Source organism: Nonomuraea sp. NPDC049750 (genome assembly GCF_040659625.1).
Taxonomy (GTDB): domain Bacteria; phylum Actinomycetota; class Actinomycetes; order Streptosporangiales; family Streptosporangiaceae; genus Nonomuraea.
In genome coordinates this window covers 368,330-384,280 of record NZ_JBFANB010000007.1, presented here as the reverse complement: position 1 = coordinate 384,280, position 15,951 = coordinate 368,330, and the positions used below count along the sequence as shown (strand labels likewise).

15 protein-coding genes are annotated in these 15,951 nt (G+C 68.1%); 9 read left to right on the top strand and 6 right to left on the bottom strand.

The genetic code is table 11. From position 1 onward, the window contains the following. From AB0J16_RS22125 to AB0J16_RS22105, 5 genes are all read left to right on the top strand, one after another. Positions 1-250, top strand: a 250-nt coding sequence (locus tag AB0J16_RS22125) for a VCBS repeat-containing protein (protein ID WP_358542255.1), incomplete at its 5' end; no start/stop codon positions are given. Positions 251-304: 54 nt separating this feature from the next. Then, entirely contained in the window at positions 305-985 is a 681-nt protein-coding gene (locus AB0J16_RS22120; protein ID WP_358542253.1) for a response regulator transcription factor, read from the top strand. A gap of 25 nt (positions 986-1,010) precedes the next feature. Further along, a complete protein-coding gene (locus AB0J16_RS22115; protein ID WP_358542251.1) occupies positions 1,011-2,414 on the top strand; it encodes a HAMP domain-containing sensor histidine kinase in 1,404 nt (467 codons plus the stop codon). A 69-nt stretch (positions 2,415-2,483) separates the two neighbouring features. Continuing rightward, positions 2,484-3,542 (top strand): serine hydrolase, encoded by a 1,059-nt coding sequence (locus AB0J16_RS22110; RefSeq protein ID WP_358542248.1) that lies wholly within the window; start codon positions 2,484-2,486, stop codon positions 3,540-3,542. Between the two features lie 46 nt (positions 3,543-3,588). Next, entirely contained in the window at positions 3,589-4,266 is a 678-nt protein-coding gene (locus AB0J16_RS22105; protein ID WP_358542246.1) for a hypothetical protein, read from the top strand. 37 nt (positions 4,267-4,303) lie between these two features. On the opposite strand, the gene AB0J16_RS22100 is transcribed toward AB0J16_RS22105, so the two are convergent. Further along, on the bottom strand, positions 4,304-5,689 hold the full coding sequence (locus tag AB0J16_RS22100; protein ID WP_358542243.1) for a HAMP domain-containing sensor histidine kinase: 1,386 nt from the start codon (positions 5,687-5,689) through the stop codon (positions 4,304-4,306). Beyond that, complete coding sequence (locus AB0J16_RS22095) at positions 5,686-6,420, bottom strand: response regulator transcription factor (RefSeq protein WP_358542240.1); 735 nt, start codon at positions 6,418-6,420, stop codon at positions 5,686-5,688. The genes AB0J16_RS22100 and AB0J16_RS22095 overlap by 4 nt, the downstream gene beginning before the upstream one ends. Positions 6,421-6,555: 135 nt before the next feature. Here AB0J16_RS22095 and AB0J16_RS22090 point away from each other — a divergent pair, with 135 nt between their 5' ends. Together AB0J16_RS22090 and AB0J16_RS22085 are read left to right on the top strand one after the other, a co-directional pair. Next, a complete protein-coding gene (locus AB0J16_RS22090) occupies positions 6,556-7,959 on the top strand; it encodes an alpha/beta hydrolase family protein (RefSeq protein ID WP_358542237.1) in 1,404 nt (467 codons plus the stop codon). Beyond that, on the top strand, positions 7,946-9,472 hold the full coding sequence (locus AB0J16_RS22085; RefSeq protein ID WP_358542234.1) for a hypothetical protein: 1,527 nt from the start codon (positions 7,946-7,948) through the stop codon (positions 9,470-9,472). The genes AB0J16_RS22090 and AB0J16_RS22085 overlap by 14 nt, the downstream gene beginning before the upstream one ends. Positions 9,473-9,479: 7 nt before the next feature. Here the strand turns inward: AB0J16_RS22085 and AB0J16_RS22080 are convergent, their stop codons facing one another. Next, complete coding sequence (locus AB0J16_RS22080; RefSeq protein WP_358178744.1) at positions 9,480-9,884, bottom strand: hypothetical protein; 405 nt, start codon at positions 9,882-9,884, stop codon at positions 9,480-9,482. A gap of 296 nt (positions 9,885-10,180) precedes the next feature. Here AB0J16_RS22080 and AB0J16_RS22075 point away from each other — a divergent pair, with 296 nt between their 5' ends. Beyond that, a complete protein-coding gene (locus tag AB0J16_RS22075; protein WP_358542231.1) occupies positions 10,181-11,347 on the top strand; it encodes an acyltransferase in 1,167 nt (388 codons plus the stop codon). Here the strand turns inward: AB0J16_RS22075 and AB0J16_RS22070 are convergent. From AB0J16_RS22070 to AB0J16_RS22060, 3 genes are all read right to left on the bottom strand, one after another. Next, a complete protein-coding gene (locus AB0J16_RS22070) occupies positions 11,325-13,187 on the bottom strand; it encodes a potassium transporter TrkA (protein WP_358542228.1) in 1,863 nt (620 codons plus the stop codon). The genes AB0J16_RS22075 and AB0J16_RS22070 overlap by 23 nt on opposite strands. A 130-nt stretch (positions 13,188-13,317) precedes the next feature. Beyond that, positions 13,318-14,754 (bottom strand): LCP family protein, encoded by a 1,437-nt coding sequence (locus AB0J16_RS22065; protein WP_358542225.1) that lies wholly within the window; start codon positions 14,752-14,754, stop codon positions 13,318-13,320. Positions 14,755-14,902: 148 nt separating this feature from the next. Then, the gene (locus tag AB0J16_RS22060) at positions 14,903-15,172 is read right to left on the bottom strand and encodes a GlsB/YeaQ/YmgE family stress response membrane protein (protein WP_358542222.1); all 270 of its coding nucleotides are present in this window, start codon (positions 15,170-15,172) and stop codon (positions 14,903-14,905) included. A 153-nt stretch (positions 15,173-15,325) separates the two neighbouring features. Here AB0J16_RS22060 and AB0J16_RS22055 point away from each other — a divergent pair, with 153 nt between their 5' ends. Beyond that, a complete protein-coding gene (locus AB0J16_RS22055) occupies positions 15,326-15,934 on the top strand; it encodes a dihydrofolate reductase family protein (protein WP_358542219.1) in 609 nt (202 codons plus the stop codon). The last annotated feature ends 17 nt before the right edge of the window (positions 15,935-15,951 follow it).

The window sequence follows — 15,951 nt, the reverse complement described above, 5'->3', positions numbered from 1 at the left end:
GCAAGCTCGTCGAGCGGCCGGACGAAGCGCCCTCCGAGGAGGAGTCGCCCATCGCCGCTTAAAAGATCTTGATCCACAAGTATTGACGATTGCTCCCTTGATGACGCTGGGCGACGTCAACAAGGACGGAAACACCGACATCGCTTCCGTCCGCGAAGGCACCGGCACCCTCTACCTCTGGAACGGCAAGGGCAGCAACAACTTCTCGAGTGCCATCGAGATGGGCCCCGGCTGGACCCCGTACTTCTAACCACCCCACCCCGCCGGGACGACCCGGCGGGGCAACATCTGTAGTCTGCGGCGGGTGACCACGTACCGGATCCTGGTTGTGGACGACGATCACGCCATCCTGCGGTCGCTGCGTCGCGGGTTGCGGCTGGAGGGGTTCGTCGTGGACACCGCCGAGTCAGGGCGGCAGGCGTTGGAGCGGGCGGTCGGGCAGCCCGATGCCATTGTCCTGGACGTGTCCATGCCGGGAATGTCGGGCATCGAGGTGTGCGGTCGATTACGGGAGGCCGGGTCGCAGGTGCCGGTGCTGATGTTGTCGGCGATGGACGAGGTGGCCGACCGCAAGGCCGGGCTGGCGGCGGGTGCCGACGATTACGTGATCAAGCCGTTCGACCTGGGCGAGCTGGTGTTGCGCCTGCGCGCACTGCTCCGCCGTGCCGGGCGCGCCGCCACCGGCACGACGGTACGCATCGGGCCGCTGGTCATCGAGCCGGATGCCCGTGGGGTTACCTTGCGCGGCCAAGCGGTCGAGATGACGCGGCGCGAGTTCGACCTGCTGGAGGTGCTGGCGCGGAACGCCGGGATCGTGCTGACCCGTGCCGTGCTGCTGGAGCGGGTCTGGGGCTACGACTTCGAGGTGAGCGACAACGCGGTGGACACGTTCGTCGGCTACTTGCGGCGCAAGCTGGAGGCGGGCGGCGAGCCGCGCATGCTGCACACCGTACGCGGCGTCGGGTTCGTGCTGCGCGAGCCATAAAGCCATGAAACCGCGAGAGAGAGCCATGAAGCTGTCCACGCGCTTCGCGCTCTGCCTGGCCGTTGCCGTCCCGCTGCTGGTGGCGCTGGCCGGGCTGGTCGTGCTGATGCTCGTCTCACAGGATTTGCGCACCCAGCGGGATGATCAGCTCGCGGCGCGGTTGCGGACACTGGCCCCGATGGCGAGGACGTACGCCTGGCGAACCGATGTGCTGCGTGCCGTGCCGCCCGACTTCCTGCAGCGGCGGCTGCTGGCCGCGGCCACCGGCCCGGGCGGGGCGACGGTGGTGGTGGATGACGAGAAACCGCTGGTCATCGGGGACGTGCCCGGCACGCTCCCGGCCGGTGCCGGTCCCGGCGACTACGTCGAGGGGGATCGGCAGTGGCGATTCGTCGCCGCCGAGCTGGGGCCGCGGGGGAGGGCGCGGCTGATCCTGTTCGAGCCGGATGAGCGCCTCACCGGCCAGATCGCCGCCCTGCGTAACCGGCTGGGCTCGGTCACGTTGGTCGCGGTCGGTGTGGGCGTGGTCGCGGGGCTCGTACTCGGCAGGTTCGCGGTGCGGCCGCTGTCGAGGCTGGGCGGGCAGGCACGTGCGATCGACGCGCCCTCCTCTTCCGGTACGCGACTGGCGACCACGGCCGGCGTCACCGAGATCGATGAGCTGGCCCACCTCCTGAACGACCTCCTCGACCGGCGTGACGCGGCCGTGGCCCGTACCGGCGAGGCTCTGGAGACCGCGCGCGCGTTCGCCGCCACCGCCGCGCATGAGCTGCGCACTCCGCTCACCAGCATGGGCACCAACCTCACCCTGCTGGACCACCCCGGGCTGGATGCGGCGGATCGCGCCGAGACCGTCGCCGACCTGGCCGCCGAACACGGCCGCCTCCAGCGGCTCATCACCATGCTGCGCCGGCTCGCGCGCGGCGAGCTGCTCGACGCCTCCGCCTTCGCCGAGACCGACCTGGCCGGCATCGTCAACGACGCGATCGAGGACGCCCGGCGCCGCCACCCGCACGCCACGATCACCGCGCGCGTGCCGGACGCCGTCCGGGTACGCGGCTGGGCGGAGGGCTTGCGCCTGGTCGCCGACAACCTCCTCGACAATGCCGCCGTGCACGGTACGGACGCGTCCGGCCGCACCTCGATCACGATCACCCTGGAGCGTGGGGATGAGATCGTCCTCGCCGTCCAGGACACGGGGCCGGGGATCGAGCCCGAGTGCCGCGAGGCGGTGTTCGCCCGCTTCCACCGTCGCCCCGGCAGCCCGGGCTCGGGGCTCGGTCTCACGTTGGTACGGCAGCAGGCGGCCCTGCACGGCGGCACCGCCTGGCTGGGCGCCTCCCTTGACGGTCCGGGTACGCGGGCCGAGGTACGGCTGCCGGTGACCGAGCGGGAAGCTCCGCGATCCGGGCGGTCCTGGCTGGAATAGCTTCTTGCCAGAGAAATGCCAGAAAAGCACGCCACCATCCCTCCGAACTAACCCTTCGGAGGAGATGACATGCGCATCACCCATTACGCGGTCGCGGTCGCGGCTGCGGTCACGCTGTTCATGCCGTCAGCGGCCTTGGCCGAGACCACTGACGTCATGCAGCCATCGACGCACCCGGTCAAGCTGCGTACCGCCCTCAGAGAACTCTCGGTGACCTACACCTACCAGGGCGAAGAGCACACCTTGGACGACTTCCTCACCCGTACGAAAACCAACGGCTTCCTCGCCCTGGACGGCCAGGACGTCGTCGCGGAGCGCTACACCGGCGCGAACCGTGACACCCGCTTCCAGTCCTGGTCGATGGCCAAGTCGTTCACCGCGACCGCCGTCGGCATCGCGCTCAAAGAGAAGCACATCGGATCGATCGACGACTCCGTGGACAAATATCTGCCCGAGCTGAAGGACTCCGGCTACGCCGGGGTGTCCATTCGCGAGCTGCTGCAGATGTCATCCGGCATCGACTGGGACGAGGCCACCGACGCGCCACGCCTGATGGCCGCGGCCAACAAGGGCTACTCGATCAGCAAGATGGCCGCCCTCCAGAAGCGCGGCTGGGAGCCGGGCAGCCGGTTCGAGTACACCAGCATGAACTCCTTCGTCCTGGCCCGGCTCGTCACCAAAACCACAGGAATGCCGTACTACGACTACGTCGAGCGCAAGATCTGGCAGCCCGCCGGCATGGAGTCCACGGCGACCGTCGGCAACGACTCGCACGGCGACAGCCTGGGCTACTGCTGCTACTACGCCACCGACCGCGACTTCGCCCGCTTCGGCCTGCTCTACCTGCACGGCGGCAAGGCGAAGGGCCACCAGGTCGTACCGGCCTCCTGGGTGAAGGCGTCCACCAAACCGTCCTCGGTCAACCCGAACTATGGCCTGCACTGGTGGCTCGGCGGCGACGGCGGAGATTTCATGGCGGTCGGGCTCGGCGGCCAGTACATCTACGTCTCACCCGAGCAGGGCGTCGTCATCGTCAAGTCGTCCATCGCGGGAAGCGCTGTTGACCAGGAAGAGGCCATCGTCGCGTTCCGCGCCGTGGCGGCCGAGGTGGCCAGGACCCGAGGATGACCGGACAGCCGGTTATAGGGGCTTTCGAGGGTGACTGGAGGGTCGCGTGAGTCTCCGGCTTCTGCGTTTCGTCGTCGCCGCGGGTGTGCTGACGCTCGCGATCGGGCTGGGCAACCTCGTGGACGGTGACGTACGGGCGGGACTTCCGCTGTTCGTCGTCGGACTCGTTTTCGCCGGAGTGCCGGCGGGCCTGCTGGTCCGTCATGTGATCGCGAACTGGACGTCAACAGATTTCCGGCGCTCACCGGCGATGGCGGATCCCGCGATACGGCGCAACTTCCGCAGCGTCGCCGTGCTCGTTATGGCCTACAGCGTGCTGTGGTTCCTCGCGGCCGTCGCGATCCTGGTCTTCGCCTATCGGATCCCGCACGACAACGGCAGCAGCGGCGGATCGATCGCCACTGTGATGGTCATCGGCTGCTTCCTCGCCGGGATACCTACGCTGCTCGGCATCCAGTTTCTCCGGTGCGGGCAGCTGGTGCGGCACGGAGGCACTGAGGGCATCGCGGCCGGGCTGCGGCTTGGCTGGATCGTCGTCGTCATCGGCGGGCTCGCCACCGTGGGCTCGCTGACTCATGACCGCCCCGGCTACGGCACGATCGGGCTCGTCGCCGGCTGCCTGGTCGCCTTCACGCTGGTCAACAACCTCCGATTGAGCATGCTCAGCACCCGGGTCGTTGCGTACGAGCGGCAGGCTTCGGGCAACCGTAAAGGAAGATCATGACCGACATTCGCGTGCCTGTCTTCGCCACCGGCGCCGCCTAGCCTTTCATCGAGGGGAGGGTCACGACGAACTCGCAGCCCGTGCTCTGGGCCGGGCTGCGTAGCTCGATGGTTCCCTGGTGTGCCTCGGCTATCGCGCGGGCGATGGAGAGGCCGAGTCCGCTGCCCTGGCGGCGTACCGGATCGCCCTGAGAGAACCGCTCGAAGAGGTGAGGGCGCAGGCCGGGGTCGATGCCTGCGCCATCGTCGGCCACCACGAGTCGCACAGCGCTGTTCTTTGGCAGCGTGAACAGCGTGACGCGGACCGCCGTACCGGGCGGAGTGTGCTGGAGCGCGTTGCCGAGGAGGTTGCGGACGAGCCGGCGCAGCCGCTCGGCGTCGCCGGTGATGACCAGCGGATCGTCGGACGGCGCCGACAGGGTGATGGGGCGATCGGGGTCGATCAGCCGGGCGTCGTCGACGATGGCCTCGACCAGCTCCACCAGGCGGAGGGGCGCCGTCTCCAGGGGCCGTTGCTGGTCGAGGCGGGCCAGGAGGAGCAGTTCTTCCACCAGGTTGCGCATGCCTGCGGCTTCCTCGGCGATCCGGCTCATCGCGGTCGTCACGGTCGTCGCCGGCAGATCGTTGTGGAAGTACAGCTCGGCCCAGCCGTTGATGGTCGTGAGGGGCGTACGCAGTTCGTGGGAGACGTCCGCGACGAAACGGCGCAGCCGTTCCTCGGCCTGGTGTTGCTCATCGAACGCGCGGTTGAGTGCGGTCGCGAGCCGGCCGGTTTCGGTGTGCGGGACGCCGGCGGGGATGCGCCGGGTCCGGTCGCCTTGGGCGATGGCGGTCGCGGTGGCCGCCATGGTCTGCAGCGGTCTGAGTCCCACGTGCAGTACGGCGAGGGCCAGGCCGACCAGGGCGAGCAGGGCGACCGAGGTCACGATCGCCTCGCTGAGGGCGAGCCGGTCAAGGGTGTCCTCATCGTTGTGCAGGGAGAGGGCGACAATGACGCCTTCGGTGCCGACTGTCGCGTTCAGGCGGTGGTAGCGGGCGCGGTAGGGATTTCCTGCGGCTTCAAGCCTCATGATCTTCCCAGGGGAGCCGCGCAGCCGGGCGATCGTCGCGGCGTCCAGCACGCGGGCGAAAGCGCCCTTGCTCCGCTGTACGACGGCGTTCCCGCTGGTGTCCACGAACACCGCCTCGATGCGGTCTCCGTCGAGCTGGCGCAGCGCCCGCTCGACGCTCAGGAGGTCTCGTTGGCGGGACAGGCTCTGGTCCACGCGCGCGGTGATGGCGGTCAGCTGCCGCTCGGCTCGGGATTCGAAGAACGAGCTCAGCATGACGTACGCGGCGAGAGCCGACCCGAGGAGCCCGAGCGACACCAGCAGCGTGATGCCGGCCAGCAGCCGGCCGCGCACTGTACGCGGGATCAGATTCACCTGGCGTCGTCCGGCGGCAGCCTCAGCGTGTAGCCGAAACCGCGGACCGTGTGCAGCAACCGCGGCTCCCCGACGTCGATCTTGCGGCGGAGGTTGGAGACGAACTTCTCGACCACCCCGGCATCACCCCCGAAGTCGTACTGCCAGACCTGATCCAGGATCTGCGCCTTGGACACCACACGGCCGGCGTTGACCAGCAGGTAGTGCAGCATCCGGTACTCGGTGGGCGAGAGCTCGACCAGGCGTTCGCCGCGCCGTACCCGGTGGGCGTCCTGGTCCATCTCGAGATCGGCGTAGCGCAGCACGGCCCGCTCGTCCGCACCCTGCGCCCGCCGGAGCACCGCGTGCAGTCTCGCCAGGACCTCCCCGATGCTGAACGGCTTGGTGATGTAGTCATCACCCCCGAGATTGAGCCCTTCGATCTTGTTCTCCGCACCGTCACGAGCGGTCAGGAACAGCACCGCGAAGGTGTGGCCGCCGCGTCGCAGGCGGCGAATGACATCGAAGCCGTCGATGTCGGGCAGCATCACGTCGAGAATGGCGACCGCCGGCCGGAACGCGGTCGCCGCCTCAAGGGCCTGGGCTCCGCTGCCGGCCGAGGCGACCTGGAAGCCCGCGAGGCGCAGGGTGGTGACGAGCAGTTCGGCGATGTGCGGGTCATCGTCGACCACCAGCACCCGAGCGCCCGCCGTGTCCCTCGCGTCGCCTGCTGCATAGCGCGTGGTGCCCATGGATCCGATCCCCTCCAGGCCATGCCGTCGCCATCCGCATGCTAACGACGGGCTTCCCAACCCCGTAGTGATCGTCAGGGAACCGTCAGGAAAACATCCAGGGAACGGCGGAATCCTGGACGACCATGGCGTTTCATGATTCCTCTAGCAATGGCCGCCGTGCTCCTCGGTACGGGCCTCGCCGCACCCGCTGGACCCTCTTGGCCGGTCTGCGTCGTACGCGACACCCCCATCCGGCCGGGCGTCAGCCAGGTCGGCCGGTCGGCTGACGGGCGCCTGGTCACCTATACGCTGCGTTCCCGGGCGATGCGGGGTGAGCAGCGCGTCGACGTGCTGCTCCCCGAGCGGTTCGACGCCACGGGACGTACCAGCTATCCGACCCTCTACCTGCTGCACGGCGCGGGCGGCAACCGCAAGAACTGGACCGAGCGGGACCAGATCCGCTCCGTCATAGGCGACCTGCCGATCATCGTGGTCATGCCGGACGGCTCCGATCAGGGCCCGGACGGCAAGAACCGCAACGGCGGCTACACCGACTGGTTCGGCCTCACCCAGGGGACTTCCGGCCCGGTGCCGGCCTGGGAGAGTTATCACGTTCGCGAGCTGGTCCCGTTCATCGACCGGACCCTCCCCACTCAGGCGAACGCCGCGGGTCGTGCCATCGCCGGCATCTCGATGGGCGGCGGCGGTGCGATCAAGTACGCCGCGGCGTTCCCCGGGACGTTCGGCTACGCGGGATCGTTCTCCGGCTCGCTGGACAACACGGTCGGCGCGGGGCGGCAGCAGAACTGCGTCCGGGGCAATCCCGACGAGCAGCAGGTCGTGTGGCGCGACAACAATCCCACCGACCTCGCCGGCAATCTGCGGGGAACACACCTTTTCGTACGTTCCGGCACTGGCACTCCCGGGCCCTACGACTCGCCGAAGCCGCCGGATGATCCGGCCCAGCGTCAGCAATGGCAGACGCGCCTGCTCGTCGAGGCCGGGGCCCATCAGATGGCGCAGCATTTCCTCGCGGCGCTGGAGAAGTCTGGCATCAAGGACGTGAACGCACGTTTCCTGCCGGGCTCGCACTCCCCGCCGTACTGGCAGCGGGACCTGCGGGACTTCGTCTCGTGGCTCGAACCGCTGCTGCGGCCACGCATGAGCACGCCGTCGCCCTTCCAGGTCTCCAATGCTCGTGCGTCATTCACAGCCTGGGGATGGACGTTCGCGGCCCATCGCAAGGTCCGCGAATTCAGCTACCTGGCCGTACGCCGCGATGCCCTCACCGCCACCGGCAGCGGCCGTCTCGACGTGGTGACGCCGCCGAATCACCGGAAGGGCAGCAGGTACCCGATCAAGATCGGAGACCGGACCCTGGTGGTCAAGGCCGATCGGCACGGACGCCTGGCGTTCTCGATCGATCTCGGCCCGAGCCACACCGTCCAGCAGACCGACTTCGGCCCGGACGCGACAAAGGGATGGCGCTCCGTCTCGGTCAAGATCGGGACGGCCTGCTCCGGGGACCGGAAGGAGTGCCACGATGCCCACGCATAAGCTCATCGCGCTCGGCCTTGGGGCTCTCCTTCTCGTACCTGCTCCCAAACCGGAGAAGGTCGTGTCGACGGTCGCTTCGTTGCCCGCCTCGATCACCAGTGTCCGCTTCCCCGGCTACACCGCGGACGGCTCGCGCATCGTCGCGTCGGCGACGTCCACCGGCTTCCAGGGCACCCAACTCGTGTCCTTCACCGAGAACGGCACCCGGCTACGCTGCCTGACCTGCCAGGCATGGCACGGCCTCGACCTGCTCAAGCCGATCGCGTTCCCCGACGGCCGACGGGTGCTGGTCCGCATCGGTGCCCAAACGCCTGACGCGCCGGCGGATCACGGGGTGGTGGAATGCGCCCCATCGGTGATCGACTGCCGCCGGGCAACGGTCGTGCCGATCGTGCCGCCGGCCGCCGGGGATCCGAACGTCGAGCAGGACCAGCGGGAGTTCCGGCTGGCGCCGGATGGCCGGCACGTGGCGCTCACCCAGATCCGCCGTACGGCGTCAGGACGGCCCACGGGGGTCGGTGTTGTCGGCAGGCTGGCTCGTCGCGGCGACGCCTACCATGTGGAGGACGCCCGGGTCGTCGCGACGGACGGCGAACTGAAGGGCTTCACGCCCGACGGGCAGGCGGTGACGTTCGCGCGATTCCTCAACGCGTACGAGGCGGGCAATCCAGACGTCGTCAAGGTCGACCTGCGCTCCGGGCGCGAGAGCCGGGTGACCTCGGCGTTGGACTGGGACGAGGACGTCGACATCTCGCCGTACTCCTACAAAGGCCGGCGATGGATGACCGTCGGCAGCGCCCGTACCACTGGGCTGCTCGAAACCTTCTCGCAGATCCGCCGGCCGCCGTTCATCGAAGAGGGCGTCCCCGCGCTGCCGTTCGCGGTGTTCACCACCCGCAACCCGCAGATCGCCGAACCGTGGCTCGTCGACGAACATGACACCCGTGGACAGCCGCTCGCCCCCGGCGCCATCGCCGCAGGCTGGGACGCCAAACCCAACTTCAGGTGGAAGCCCGACGGCACGGCCGTGCTGTTCTGGCAGCAACAGGTGCGCGGCACACAGACCAGGGTCGTCGTGGCCCACCTCCCGGAACGTCCGCCCGCTGGGCGCGGCCCCATCCGCTCGACGCCGTCCCCGTCCTGGGCGTCACCGATCGCCGGCTATGTGCCGCCCGACCCTCGCCAGGTGACCCACCACGCCGGGAAGATCTCCGGGAGCATCGACATCACGCGCCGGCCCTCGCCGATACCGCGATTCGAGTATCTGCTGGAGGTGACCTACACCAATTACTCCGACGAGCCGGGATTCGTGATCAATGGCGTCGAGCGCAGCGACCACGGAAAGCCCGGCCTCTACGGGACGACCTCCCGCTACAGCGCCGACCTGGCGGTGTCCGGACGGCACAGCGGATACCTCAAGGCGGACAACGTACTGATCCAGCCCAATGCCATGACCGGCACGATCGAATCCCAGGTTGACGGCCGACACCTCACCCTCGGCCCTCTCCCCTAACGGGTGGCTAATCGAGCTTGGCTTCGCGGCCGTGGACGATGAGCGCGTACAGCACGAGCACGTCGACCGCGATGACGGCGAGTGACCACCAGGGGTTCACGGCGATCCAGGTCAGTTGCGTGAGGGCGTTCAGCATCACCAGAACGATGCCGACCACTCTGGCCCAATCCTGGCCCAGGGTGACGGCGATGCCTGTGGCCAGCACGAGCACGCCGAAGAGGAGATGGAGCCAGCCCCAGCCGGTGACGTCGAAAAGCAGGAGCCGGGCGGGCGTCTGCACGTATACCCGGTTGGCGAAGACGGCGGCGAGACCGGTGATGATGTTGAACAGCCCGGCCAGGACCATCATCATCCCGCCGAACCAGATCCAGCCGACCCAGCCGGTCACATGGCGTGCTTGGTGATAGGTCATCGAAATCCCCCTTGAGCTCTGACTTCCGTGTGCCGCGGCGGTGTCGTGGGGCCTGGCTCCCTTGTTCGAGGCCGCACCCCAGTTGCTTCCCTCATCAACCCGACAAACACGACAGAAAGGGATGTAAAGGCACGTGGAGGGATAGTGTTTCCCCCGCCTTGGCGAATTCGATACGCAAGATCGTCCTCCCATGGCAGCCCCGCTGACTGGCGGGCCAGACTCGGCGTCCGAAGGATCACGATTCCGATACGTTGGGCCATATGCTCCCCGCTCTCCCTCAAGCCGCTCGTGCTGACGTGCGACAGGTTCCGTCCCGGTTCGCCTGGCTGGACGCGTTGCGCGGCATCGGCGCGCTGGCCGTGGTGGGGGAGCATCTGACGACCTGGGCGATGCCGTGGCTGCGGCCTACCTCCTTCAACCTCGGCGTCTACGGCGTGCTGGTGTTCTTCCTGGTCAGCGGCTACATCATCCCGTCCTCGCTGGAACGGCACGGCGACGTGCGGGCCTTCTGGATCGGCCGGTTCTTCCGCCTCTATCCGCTCTACCTGGCGGTCATCGCCCTGGTCCTCGCTCTGGCCTGGTGGATCCCGGTACGGCCGGAGGTGCCCAGGGACCTGTCCTCGGTGGCCGCGCACCTGACGATGCTGCTGGACACGGTGGGTGTGGCCGGTGTGCTGAACACGATGTGGACGCTGTCGTACGAGATGGTGTTCTATCTGCTGGCCGCGGCCCTGTTCGTGACCGGCGTACGCGACGGACGGAACCTGCTTCCGGCCGCGTTAGCGCTGATCGCCGCCGTCGCTGGGCTGGTCCTGACCGGGCCGCCGCTGTCGGGCGGCTGGCTGGCCTGGGTGTCGTCCGGCCTCTTCGTGGTGGGGCTGGGCTGCGTTATCTCCGGGCGCGGGCGTACGGTCGCGGCCTGCGCTTTGGGTTTGATGGCGCTGGCGTTGGTGCTGCTGAGCAGCCGTGTCCCCTGGTTCGGGCTGGCGATCCTGGCGGTGATGTTCGCCGGTACGGCGATCCGTCGCTGGGAACGCGGGCAGGCACCGCTCTGGCCCGTGATCGTCACCGCGATGGTCGTGGCCGCGACGCCGCTCTGGGCGCTCAACGCCGGCTGGTGGTGGGTGCGGCCGGACGTGTGGGGGCTGACCGTCCTGCTCGCCGCCCTCACCTTCGCCGGTGGCATGGCCTTGCGTGCTCGCCCCCTCCCCGCCGTGCTCACCTGGCTCGGCACGATCAGTTACTCCCTCTACCTGGTCCACCTGCCGCTGCTGCTGATCGTCATGGAGTTGGCCGGTGAGATGCGCTGGTCGCCGCTGCCGCTGCAGATCGGGATCAGCGTGGTCTTCCTGAGCCTGCTCATGCCGGCCGGCTGGCTCAGCCACCGCTTCATCGAAGGCCCCATGCAGCGCCTCGGCCGTCGGGTTGTTTCCCAGCAGGTCAGTCTTCGGCGAGGACGATGACCAGGTCGCGGGGGCCGAGCGTGACCGGGTCGGATTTGCCGGGGTTGAGCACCACGCCGAAGTTGGGCGGGGCGGAGGACTCGACCGCCAGCCGGTAGCCGATGGCGGTCTCGCCGCGGGCCCGGGCGGCGGCGATGACGGTGGCGAAGCTGACCGTCATCCCGGGGTGGACGTAGTCGGTCGCGGGCTTGAGATAGATCTCCGAGCCGTCGGCGTCGAAGAGATAGCGGAACACCGCGCCCAGGTGCGGATTCTCCGACAGCTGGGTCATCAGCAGGCTGATCAGCTTGGTGCCGACCACGAAGTCGTCGGCCTTGGTCACCTGGGCCAGGCGGCGGTTGCGGTCGTCGTTCATCTCGCTGACGATCGGGAAGCGCTGCCCGGTACGGGAGGCCAGGTCGCGCAGGTGCAGCAGCGTCACCAGCGTGCGTGAATCCGCGTACTGCGACTCCAGCCGGTCGTCGGCCAGCACGATGATGTGGTCGAACATGCCCGGCTCCAGCGACTCCAGCGTGATCCGGTCAGTGGTGTCGCACTCCTTGACGTTCAGGGCCAGGTTGGTGAGCTCGAACGCGAACTCGGATTCGTCGACGGCGGCGGCCACGTTCAGGATCGAGCCGGGGGCCACGTACTGGTCGAGCTCGGCGACGATTTTCGGGGCGCGGCTGTTCCAGCCGAGCATCAGCGTGCTTTCCGGGGGTGCGGCCTCGCGGACGGGAAGGGTGATCGCCTGCTGGACGACGGGCGGGAAGCTGCGGACGAGCCGGACGGTGGAGTCGTCCTCGGCGATCACGATCATCTGGTCGCCCTCCATGACCTGGGTGTCCATGGGCGGGTTCAGGACCACCGAGCCGTCGCCGCGCCGGATCCCGATCAGCGAGGCGGTCTCGTACGCGAACAGCGCCTCCCCGTACGGGAAACCGGTCAGCTTCGGCTCCGTACGCATGTAGATCTCGTCGCCGCCGAAGTCCAGCAGATCGGTGACCACCACCGACAGGCCCGACTGGCGGCAGGTCTGCACGATGAGCCGGGAAGCGATGTCGTCGGCGTCGACCACCTGCGCGTGCCCGTTGGCGGCCAGTTCGGCCGCGACGCGGTTGCCGGAGTCGGTCACCGAGGCGATGATCGGCGGGCGGCGGCGGCGCCAGTTGCGGTTGGTCAAGCCGAGGAGCGTCTTGACGACATGCGCGTCCGGATCCTCACCCGCCGGGGAGAGGACGATGACGGATCGGGCGGTGTCCAGGCTGAGCATGTCGAGATCGGTCGGTTCTATGGTGCTGCCACTGCGTACGACGACGCGGGTCTTGCCGGTGTCGCCGACGCGCGTGCGCAGTTCCTCCTCCATCTCCAGCTTGTCGCCGTCGCCGAGGATGGCGATGCAGGACTTGGCTTCGCTGGCGTTGGCCTCGACCAGCTCGGGGATGATCGTGAAAACCTGATCCGACCAGCCGACCAGCACCGTGTGGCCGGACTCGACGATGCGGGAGCGGCCCTTGCGCAGCTCGGTCAGCTTGTTGTCCAGGCCGGTGGTGAGCACGCCGACGAGGCTGGAGACGATCAGCAGGCCGCCGATGGTGATGGCGAACCCGAGGATCGTGAACATCGTGCTGCCCTCGTTGTCGCCCGCGACCGTGCCCGGGTCCATGGCGCGCATGAGGCTGCCCCAGAGGGCTTGGTACCAGCTGTCGTGGACGTCGTCGTCGGCGAAGATTATGGACAGGCCCGCGAAGATCACGACCATCACGACGGTGACGAGGGCGAGCCAGCCGATGAGGGCGGGTGTGCCCTTCGACATGCTGTTGTCGAACCGGTAACGCAGACGTTCTCGTCGTGTGGCCATGACCTAACCCGTCGTTTTGGGCATCCTCTCGCCAGTGGCGGTAGGGGATGTGCGAAAAGTACCAATCGCCACAATTTTCCCCTTACTTCTGTCCCGCCGCTTGCATCTCGCTAACAAAGGAGTCGCGCCGCTAGGTTTTCGCCTTGGCGGGCACGCATGACGAGTCCAGCGTGTCCAGCTGCTGGGCGGGCTGGCGTGGTGACCGCGTGGTGGTGGGCGAACTGGTCGGTGAGGGGGCGGCTACCTTGCCGGCGCGGGCGATGGCGATCTTCACCGCCCGGCGGATGCGCGGGTAGTCGGGATAGGCCGGGTTGTACCTGGGTGGTACGAAGTTCACCTTGGCCACCTTGGCGCCCTTGACCTGCTGAGCGAGCGGCACCAGGTCCTGCAGCAGATCGCGCGGGATGTCGGTGAGGAAGGTCTGCTTGGCGGCCTTGGCCAACGCGTTGAACTTCAACAGCACGTTGCCCGGGTTGAGCTGCTTGAGCATGGCGCTCATCACGCACTGCTGGCGGAGCATGCGGGTGTGGTTGTCGGCGCCGGCGCAGGTGCTGCCCGGATGGTCGCGGGCCCTGCCGTACCACAGGGCCTCGTTGCCGTCGAGGGTACGGGTGCCGGCCTTGACCACGCCGCCGTCGGAGCGGCCCACGCCGTAGCAGACGTCCCGCTCGACGTTGATGGTGACGCCGCCGAGGGCGTCGATCAGGTGTGCCACGCCCCACATGTTGACGAGCATGTAGTAGTCGATCTTGAGGCCCAGGATCTGGCCGAGCGTGCCCTTGACGGCCTCCGGGGCGCGGTCGGCGGAGCGGCCGACGACCTCGGGGTGCATGTCGGCGTACGCCCAGACCCCGTTGAGCAGGTCGGCCGAACCGCGGCCCTGGCCCGGCGGCAACGAGAAGTTCTTCGGCGGGGGGAACCGCCTGGCCAGCGCGGAGCCCGGCGGGAACGGCGCGTTCTCCAACTCGCGCGGCAGTGCCAGGACCACGGAGTTGCCGGTGTGGACATCGATGCTGACCACGTTGATGCTGTCGGTACGGATGCTCACGCCCTTGCGGGAGGCGGCGCCGTCCCCGCCCAGCAGCGCGATGTTGAGCCGATCGCGTCCCCGCCACGGATCCTTGTGATCGATCGGCTTGGACGGTGAGGACTTGAAGACGCTGCCGATCGCGTCGTCAGAGGTACGAGCGGTCGTGGCGGCCAGCCCGAAAGGCAGCGCCACGGTCACCGACAGCACGCCCGCGACCGTGGCCGTACCGAGTTGTCCCCACTTGCCGAGCCTGGCGGGTCGCAGCACGATGTACGAGCTGATCACCACCCCGGCCCAGGCCAGCCCGCCGACCACGCACAGGCCAGTGATCACGGCCAGCCAGGTCGGATCGAGCAACAGGCCGGCCAGCGCGTTACGGTTGATCAGCGCGATCACGGCACCGATCAGCAGCACGCCGAAGGTGCCCATCATGATCATGCCGGTACGCTTACGGCCCGCCAGAAAGTGCGCGACGCCCGGAACGACGACCGACGCGAGCGTCCAGCCGATCACGGATGGAGCAGTCCACCTGCGCATCCAACCTCCCCCATAGGCAACATATGCCTCATTGCGTAGGGAATTTAGCAACTCACCACGCTTGGGGTGACCTAGACGGCGGTTCCCTGGGTTCCCTGGCAAGCGAACGGCCACGGGCACAACCCGTGGCCGGGACGCTCCAGCTTCCCTATTTTCCGCGTTTGCCGTACAGGCCGACCGTCAGCGAGACGCCCAGCGCGGCCAGGGCGACCTGGATGCCGAGCTCGATCCAGTCGATGCCGCGGGTGTCGGCCACGCCGAGCGCGGCGGCGAAGGCGGTGCCGACGAGCGCCGCGACGACGCCGATCACGATGGTCAGCCACATGGGGATGCGCTGGCGTCCGGGGATGACGAGCCGTCCCAGCGCGCCGATGACGATGCCGATGATGAGGCCGGAGATGATGCCGGTGACTTCCATACGGAGACTCCCGATTGGTCGGCAACCTATCCGGGCAACGAACCACCTCCTGGACAGGGTTTCTCAGGCGGGAGGAAGACCTTAAGAGAGTCGTAAGTCGGCTCTGCGAGGCTACAGGCACATCGAAAACCGGTCCTTACCAGGAGGAACATCATGAGGACGATCGCCGCGAGTCTTTTCATCTCTCTCGACGGCGTTGTTGAGGAGCCGGCGGAGTGGCATTTTCCGTACTTCAACGACGAGATGGGTGCGGCTGTGGGCGGCCAGATGGCTGACACGCTGCTGCTGGGCCGCAAGACCTATGACAGCTTCGCCGGGGCGTGGCCGGAGCGGGAGGCGGAGGGCGGCGAAGACGCCGGCTTCGCCAAGACGCTGGGCGAGGCGCGGAAGATCGTGGTGTCGCGCCAGCCGTTGGAGTTCACCTGGCGCAACTCCGAGCTGCTTCAGGGCGATCTGGTGGAGGCCGTGACGGCGCTGAAGAGCGAGGAGGGTGGCCGGATCGCGGTGAGCGGCTCGGTGTCGGTGGTCCGGCAGCTGCTGCAGGCGGGGCTGCTGGACGAGCTGCACCTGCTGGTGCATCCGATCGCGGTCCGTAAGGGCGAGCGGCTGTTCGACGAGGGAGACACCACGGTCCCGCTGGAGCTGATCAGGTCCGAGACGTTCGCGACGGGGGTGTTGTATCTGGTCTATCGGCCTGCTCAGACCGCCGCCGATGCCTCCTACGACGACGCCAAGACGCACCTGCCCCAGGACGAGCAGTAGAAGCCGACAGCGGCCTC